The sequence below is a fragment of the Desulfovibrio sp. genome, assembly GCF_019424165.1.
Classification (GTDB): domain Bacteria; phylum Desulfobacterota; class Desulfovibrionia; order Desulfovibrionales; family Desulfovibrionaceae; genus Desulfovibrio.
The window spans coordinates 20907-27503 of sequence record NZ_JAHZAA010000034.1 but is presented as its reverse complement, the minus strand read 5'-3'; the positions used below and the strand labels follow the sequence as shown (position 1 = coordinate 27503).

At 56.9% G+C, this 6597-nt stretch carries 4 protein-coding genes; 2 read left to right on the top strand and 2 right to left on the bottom strand.

Annotated elements, in window-relative coordinates:
• On the top strand, positions 1–284 hold a 284-nt coding region (locus QZ377_RS10405; RefSeq protein WP_365854905.1), incomplete at its 5' end, for an outer membrane beta-barrel protein.
• Between the two features lie 233 nt (positions 285–517).
• Here QZ377_RS10405 and QZ377_RS10400 read toward each other — a convergent pair.
• A complete protein-coding gene (locus QZ377_RS10400; protein WP_291441082.1) occupies positions 518–2071 on the bottom strand; it encodes a lysylphosphatidylglycerol synthetase family protein in 1554 nt (517 codons plus the stop codon).
• Positions 2072–2523: 452 nt separating this feature from the next.
• Here QZ377_RS10400 and greA point away from each other — a divergent pair, with 452 nt between their 5' ends.
• Positions 2524–3012, top strand: coding sequence for a transcription elongation factor GreA (gene greA, locus QZ377_RS10395; RefSeq protein ID WP_291441081.1), 489 nt, complete (start codon positions 2524–2526; stop codon positions 3010–3012).
• 159 nt (positions 3013–3171) lie between these two features.
• Here the strand turns inward: greA and QZ377_RS10390 are convergent, their stop codons facing one another.
• A complete protein-coding gene (locus tag QZ377_RS10390) occupies positions 3172–6201 on the bottom strand; it encodes a glycosyltransferase (protein WP_291441080.1) in 3030 nt (1009 codons plus the stop codon).
• Between the last annotated feature and the right edge of the window lie 396 nt (positions 6202–6597).

Below are 6597 nucleotides of genomic sequence, written 5' to 3'. Positions count from 1 at the left end.
CATATATTGGCGGCGGGCTTGGCATGGGCTTTATTGAAAGCAGATACAAGATAGAAGGTCAGGGTTACAGTGGAAGCAGCACCGATTATAATACGGTATTCGCCTGGAATGCCGGGGCCGGTGTTTCCTATGCCTTTACCGAAACAATCTCTGCTGACCTGGCCTACCGCTTCGTGGGCCTGGGTTATTACGAACATGAAAAGTCTTTTGCCGGTCAAAAGGCCAAGGTGGGCATGGCCCCTTATGCCAATGAATTCAGCCTTGGAGTTCGTTTTACGTTCTAGTCCGGCTGCACAAAAAAATCGTTTCCCACATGGTTAAGAAAGCCCCCGCTTCCGCCTGATAACCGGAAGCGGGGGCTTTCGCCCAGTTGGGGATATCCATTCGCCAGATACCTTGAGCCTATCCGGCCATTCACCGGCAGAGAGCGGCGGCGGGATGGCTGTTCGGGCATCCGACGACAATGCATATAAAAGGCCCGCGGCATGCCGCGGGCCTTTTTGCATGACAAACGCCGTTATCTTTCCTGCCTGTGGCGCGCACGCCGCCGAAGAGACGCGCGCCATATCCACGAAAGCACCAAGCCCACGGCAATACCCGCAAAAGCATAGGTTGTACGCGCCGCGTTGGGGGCAGCGTTAACCCACCAGTTGGCAGAATGGCTCCATGCCGTATGGTACAGCGTCCAGCCCAGCGCCCCTACCAGCACAAGCACACCCATGGCCCCCCCCAGCCAGAACAGGGGGATAGGCTCCTGCCAAAAAAAGGACGCGCGATAAAAACGCCTGCGGGCCATGCACACGGCCAGCAGCACCACGCTCACCATTCCTGCCGTGAGCCAGGAAAAACCGTTGAGCAAGGCTCCGGCAATGCCAAGGCAGAGAAAAACCACAGCCATGTAAAAAGCCCGCGCTTGTCGCCGTTCCAGCCCGTAAGAAACAAAAAGCAGGGCCGCGCCCGACAGACAGCTGACAAAATGTCCTATAGCCGTCACATGGTAGGGTTCCATAACACGCAGCATGTTGAGGGCGTGATGTCCCAAGGGCAATGTGGATGAAACCAGCAAGATGATCCCGGCAGAAAAACACATATAGGCCGAAATGGTATGCGAAAGCACAGAAAGCCATCGCCCGGCCCCACGCAGTACCTGACGGCGCTGGCGTACTTCGTAAAGTGCAAGCAAAAGTGCCGCAGCCAGCAGCGGGATAATAAAATAAATCAGCCGGAACAAGAGCACTGCGGCAAAAACCATCTGCTCGTGCGTGGTGTGGGTAAGGTGCAGGATGACAAGCTCAAACACCCCGACCCCACCGGGAATATGCGTCAACACCACGGCTACCTGGGCCATAAGGTAGCTTGGCAGAAAATCGATAAAACTTATGCCCATGTCGCCCGGCAGCAGCACATACATGCATCCCGCGGCGGCAACGATGTCAACGCCCGCCACAAGGGCCTGGGCAATGGCTATGCGCGGCGGGGGAAAAACAAATTCCTTGCCGAAAATATGCACAGGTTTGCGGATAAAAAAGCACAGGGCAAGGTATGAGCAGGCGATGGCAAAAAGAATAGCGCCCAGTATACGCACATCTTTTAGCGGCATCTTGGCCAGCAGTTCGTCAGGAATAATGGGGGGCGCTACCATAAAGATGGCCCCGCACAGTCCAAGCGCGCCCACCCAAAAGGTAACCGCCAGCATAAGCACAAGCCGCACTATGTCTGTCAGCGAAAAACCCCAGGCTGAATAAAAGCGGTAACGCACGCTTGTGCCGCCAAGCAGCGCGCCAAAATTATAGCTTACGGCCTGCCCCACAAAAGAAACCAACCCCACACGCGGCAAGGGCAGACTTTTATGGATGGCCTTGAGCGCGAGCCAGTCATAGCCCACAAGGATCATATAATTGATCATCATGAGCAGAAGAGAAAGGGCGATCCGTGTATGGGATATCTGCGAAAGACTTTCGCGGATTTGCGCGACACTGTAGCTTTTCAGCTTATGGTACAAAAGATACACTGCCAGCAGAAAAATGGCGGAGATCAGTAATGGTCCGAGATAACGCAAATATTTTTTCATAAGCTGCCGTTGTTTGGATGCGGCTGACGATCAGCTCGGTTTATAACAATTTTTTTAGCATATACGCTGCACCAGCACGGCGCAAGTGCCAACTGTACGCGCCCAGCCGGTATGTTCCTAACAGGGCTGTAATTTTTGTTTAAAGCTTGACCGGAACCTGTACAGTGGTTAGGGTAAAGGCGCAGTTACGGTTTTGATTCCGGCCCGCTTGGCCGGAGAGGTTTTCGGGCCTGCAAGGTGCAGCTGCCCGGTGTGTATTTTCCGGCAAAATTCACACTGTGAAACGCCGCAAGGCCGGCATTTTTTCTGGCGCTGGTAGCGCTCAAAGCGCTTATGCAAGCCAACCAAGGCCTCTGCCGGAATACCAGATTTTTTTCATAAAAACCACTTTTTGGTAAACGCATGCTCCGCTGCCTGGGCAGCGGCGTTTTTTTTGCGTTGCGAGGTTCGACATGACGAGTATTCCCATTTCCGTACAAGGCTACAAGGCGCTGGAAGAAGAATTGGCCCGCCTGAAAAGCGAACGGCCGGAGATCATTCAAGCCATCAAGGAGGCCCGAGAAGAAGGCGACCTGCGCGAAAATGCCGGCTATGACGCCGCACGCGAGCGCCAGGGCATGGCTGAAGCGCGCATAAAGTACATCGAGTCGCGCATGGCTCTGTATCAGGTCATTGACCTTGATACCCTTAGCGGCGATAAAGTCATCTTTGGCGCAACTGTGGACCTGGAAGATGTGGATAGCGGCGAAGCCAAAACCTACACTATTCTTGGCCCGGACGAGGCCGACCCCAGCAAGGGTTCCATTTCTTTTCTTTCGCCCGTAGGGCAGGCCCTGCTCGGGCGCGAGGAAGGAGACGAAGTTTCCGTTGACATTCCGCGTGGCCGTGTCACCTATGAAATTATCGGCGTCAGTTTCAAGGGCAGCAAAAATCTCGGATAAGGCAACCTTGCGCCAACATTGCCCGGGCAGTCGCTGTCAGGGCAATTGCCCGGCGCAACGGTGTGAATGCAGCTACCTGCGCGGTCAAGCGCCCATGTGAGCGTTTTACGGATATTGAGAATACACATTCTCAAAGCTGCTAGGTTCCAGACCGACAAACTATGGTTTCTTCCCCATTATCAGAGTCCAGCCCTGATCAAAGGCTGCGCGCAGATTCCTGTTTCGCAAGCCGCTTTTTTGAACGGATACGCCCCAGAGCGCGAGAAATTTCTCCAGCGCCTGGGGCGGTTCTGTTTTCGGTTTCGGGTTGCAACCTGCTCCCCAGTGCTGCCAGTCGACCTGCCCTGCCCTGCTATCCACAACGCCAAGGCCGTCTGTAGCGACCTGCCACCATGCCCAGGGGCAAACAAGGCTGTGCCGGTTGGCGGATGCCATGCGCAAAGCCAGATCAGCACCGGCCCATGCCTCCATGGACGGATTAAAGCCATCGTACCCCAAAAACAGGCGACGCTCTACGGCCATGGCCTGCTGCGGCGCTGCCAGCACCCTGCGCGTCAGCAAAAGCTGCCCCCAGCAGAGCGAAGGCAGCAGAAAGCAATCCGCGCCACGCTGCAGGGCAAAGGGCTGACCGCCGGCGTCCGGCATCAGCCCCGCATGCCAGAGGACATTGCCATGCCGCAACATGCCGCCCACGGCTCCTACGCCGCCTTGCAGGGCCAGGGCCAGTAACTGTTCCGGCTGGCAATCTCCATATGGCAGCAAGGAAGAATCCAGAAAAAGCATCGCTTCGCCCTGTGCAGCGCGGGCGGCCAAATTGCAGGCAACGTTCCAGTCCCCCTCCTCTGGCCCATCCGGCGGGGGTAAAATCCGGGCGGGCAGAGACGCAGGAGCGGTGGCAAAGGCCGCTGTGCTGTCTGTCGTCAAAGGCTGACAAAGCACCTCCAGCGGCAAAAGTGCGGCAAGGCGCATCAACGCCTGCCACAATCCGGCCTGTACTGGCCGCCCGTGCCGGGCCAGCAGTATAACACTGCACTTGCAGGACGACACGCTGAATCGCAGAGCATAAAAATTGTTGCGTCCCGCAGGCGCGGCAACGGCAGAAAGCCTTCGGCGTATTGCACTTTCGTTCAGTGCTCGACGTGTTGCCTCAAGAACATAGGGTTTCGCTCCCACCGCGCCGCTTGAACTGCCTTCGTGCACGCGCCAGTGATAGAGCACATGCGGTACATGAACAATCTGCTCCGGCCCCAGACATTCCGTGGCGCGCAGGCTGAGGTCAAAGTCCTGTGATCCTTCCAGACCGGGCCGCAAGCCGCCAAGGCGGCGCAGCAATTCTGTGGAATAAACAGAAAAGTGTCCGACATACAGGGTCCAGGGGTCGAAGGCCGCCTTGAAGATGGGCGTACGCCGGATACCACGGAAATCCACCTTGTCTTCGTCACTGAAAGCCAGCCCCAGATGTGGCGTGGACGCGACAACTGCGGCCATCTGCTCAAGGGCGGCAGGGGCCAGAACGTCATCATGGTCCAAGAAACCCGTCCAGGGCGCATCAACCATCTCCAGGGCGCTGTTGCTGGCCAGGGAAATATGCCCGTTGCTTTCACGTCGCACATGACGCAACCGCGCATCCTTGGCGGCGTAGGCGCGCAGTATTTCAGGCGTATGCGGGTCGGGAGAAGCATCATCAGCAATACAGAGCTGCCAGTGCGGATAGGTCTGGGCCAAAACAGAATCCAGGGCCGCGCGCAAATATTCCGGCTGTGGGCTATACACGGGCATTACCACGGCCAGGCGGGGCCATTGACGGCCAACGAGCAGTTCACTATACCGGCGTTCTTTTTCCTCTCCTTCCTGCGGCATGAGCTTTGCGACAAAGCTGTTTTTTTCCGCCAGTTCCAGCCAGGCATCATAAATCGCAGGGCAATTGTCCAGGCCGCAGGTATACAGCCCCTCCTTCTGCAACGCGCGCAGGCCGGGGTGCAAACATCTGCTCCTGAAGTCTTCCTTCCGCTGCATCCATGCCCCGGCCCGCGACGCCAGGGCAGGATATCCCTTATCATGGCCGTAGGCGCATAACGTGCGGCACGCCTCTATGTACCAGGACAAAACCCGGGGCAGACTGTCGGGCAAATCACGGCAGAGGGCCAAAGCAGCGCGCCTCTGTCCTTCGGACAAAAGGCTGAGCAGGTCCAGCAGGTGTTGCGGCTCCGGATCATGCCGCCAGCGCAGCCATGCCGACATGACGGGGCTGGCTGCCTCACCCTGCTCCAGACAGGAGGTCAGACACGGCCCCGGATGCAACCATGCAGTGCATGCGTAGTCCAGACCATCTTGCCGCGCCTGCTCCGCCTGATCAGGGTCCAGCAGGCCGGGATACAACCTGCCGCGCAACAACAGGCTGTTCCACAGGCCGCAGGTTTTCCAGCTGTCAAAATCGTCCGCCAGAACTGCCAGTGCATCCGGCTCGCTGCTGAAAAAGCGCTGTGGAACACATTTCGGAGCGTCAGCTTGCGGGCTGGTCAGGCGCAGGCAAAAATCCTGCGGCGCAAGCTCATCCAAAACAGCCGTAAGACCGCCCACAGCCAGGAAATCCTCACGGCGCAACAAAAGCGCCCCCATATGGGCGATCTGAAAAAATCTCCGCTTTCGGGCAAGATCATGTTCCAGAGGCAGACCTTCATAAAGATACTGCAATTGCCCAAGGCAATTGCCCACGCTGCCCATGTGGGCAATACGGGCCTGAGGAGGAATGCCGCTTTCCGACAGGGAAGCGGGTTGTTCGAATGCGTCTTGACGGTAAAGGAACAGAGGATTGACCCCTGCAAGCCGGTCTGAGCGTTCCAGCCTGTCGCGCATTGCCTGCAAGCTGCCGGGCAAAAGGCGGACCGCTGAGGAAAGAAGTAAAAGATAAGGGGTGTGCGCCTGGCTGGCCGCCAGATTAAGCGCTTCAAGGCAGGACTGCCCTGCGGGCGGGCTGTAGCAGCGAAAGGCATGCATGACCTGACGGCGCACCATACCCTGCCCCAGGGGCATGACATGCGAACGCATCTCTTCATGGCATGCTGTCATGAGCACCTGCCCTGCGGCTCCCGCGGATTCAAGGGCAACGCAACAGTCCAGGGCAGAGAACTCCGGCAATACGCGAAGTAAAACAGTCAGCCAGGGTCTGCCACGTGCTTCAGTCGTCATGTCGGCAGGCTAGCACAGGGCATGGGGAGGCGCAACGCCACTAAACTTCGTTAATACAGCGAATTTTCTATGGGAAATGATGTACAGCCGCACCTCAAATCTTCAACCACATTTTGAGGAAGAAACACCGTCCAGTCTGCACCCTGCCTGCGGAAGCGCAGAGACTTGAGGGGGAGGGCATACGACATCGGACCAATGGTTTTGCCCTGCAATACAATGTTCTTCACACGGTGCCCCCATACACACCACATGACGCTCGCCACTTGCCCAAACGGCAGTTCCCCCTGTAGCTAATGGAGCGCATTTTTTGCAAAAGTTTAAATGCCCAAAGCCTTAACCGGTGACAAACGGCATATAACATTCCAATAAAAAAGAATTTTTTTAATCACACTCGTC